Below are 1,000 nucleotides of genomic sequence, written 5' to 3'. Positions count from 1 at the left end.
GAAAGCGGCCGACCCCCAACGGTGGGTGGGGCAATGAACTGCAAGTGATTGCCGCCGTGGTCATCGGCGGCACCAGCCTGATGGGCGGTCGCGGTTCGGTCGTGAGCACTTTCATCGGCGTGTTGATCATCTCGGTACTGGAAGCCGGTCTGGCCCAGGTCGGCGTGAGCGAGCCGATGAAGCGCATCATCACCGGTGCGGTCATCGTGGTGGCCGTGATCCTGGACACCTACCGCCGTCGCGGCCAACGCCACGCCCGCTGAGCGTTAGCCGTCATGTCGACCATCAAGGATGTCGCCAGGCTGGCCGGGGTGTCCTACACCACGGTCTCGCACGTGCTCAACCAGACGCGTCCGGTCAGCGCCGACGCCCGCGAGCGCGTGCTGGCCGCAGTCAAGGAACTGGACTACGTGCCCAGCGCCCTGGCGCGTTCCTTGCGCAGCAAGGTCACCGGCAGTATTGGCCTCATCATTCCCAACAACACCAACCCGTACTTCTCGGAATTGGCGCGCGGGATCGAGGACCATTGCTATGGGGCTGGCTATAGCGTCATTCTCTGCAATTCCGACGATGACCCCGCCAAGCAGCGCGACTACCTGCAAGTGTTGCAGACCAAGCGCTGCGATGGACTCATCCTCGCCACCCTGAACCAGGCCGATCTCAAGCCCAACGGCAAGCTCGATATTCCCACCGTGCTGCTGGACCGCGCGCCCAAGGAACTGGACATCGACCTGGTCAGCACCGACAACGCCCTGGGCGGCAGCCTGGCCGCGCGCCATCTGCTGCAATTGCAGCGCCGCCGCGTGGCTTGCATTGCCGGTCCCAATGGGCTGGAACTGTCCGAAGAGCGTGTCCATGGCTTCCGCCAGACGCTGCAAGAGGGCGGTCTGACACTCGCCGACAGCGACCTGCTGCACGCCGACTTCAGCGGCATCGGTGGTTACCAGGCGGCCATGCATCTGCTGCGAGATCGTGCGCTCGAGCAGCGCCCGGATGCCTC

At 64.8% G+C, this 1,000-nt stretch carries 2 protein-coding genes; both read left to right on the top strand.

Features of this window, described 5'->3' with window-relative positions; genetic code table 11:
- Nucleotides 1-263 (top strand): ABC transporter permease subunit (locus I5W_RS06210; protein ID WP_044528585.1); only part of this gene is annotated, 263 nt, incomplete at its 5' end.
- A gap of 12 nt (nucleotides 264-275) precedes the next feature.
- A partial coding sequence (locus tag I5W_RS06205) for a LacI family DNA-binding transcriptional regulator (protein ID WP_044528584.1) occupies nucleotides 276-1,000 on the top strand: 725 nt, incomplete at its 3' end.

The organism is Herbaspirillum sp. B65 (genome assembly GCF_000333555.1).
Classification (GTDB): domain Bacteria; phylum Pseudomonadota; class Gammaproteobacteria; order Burkholderiales; family Burkholderiaceae_D; genus Herbaspirillum; species Herbaspirillum rubrisubalbicans.
This window is presented reverse-complemented; position numbering and strand designations above follow the sequence as displayed.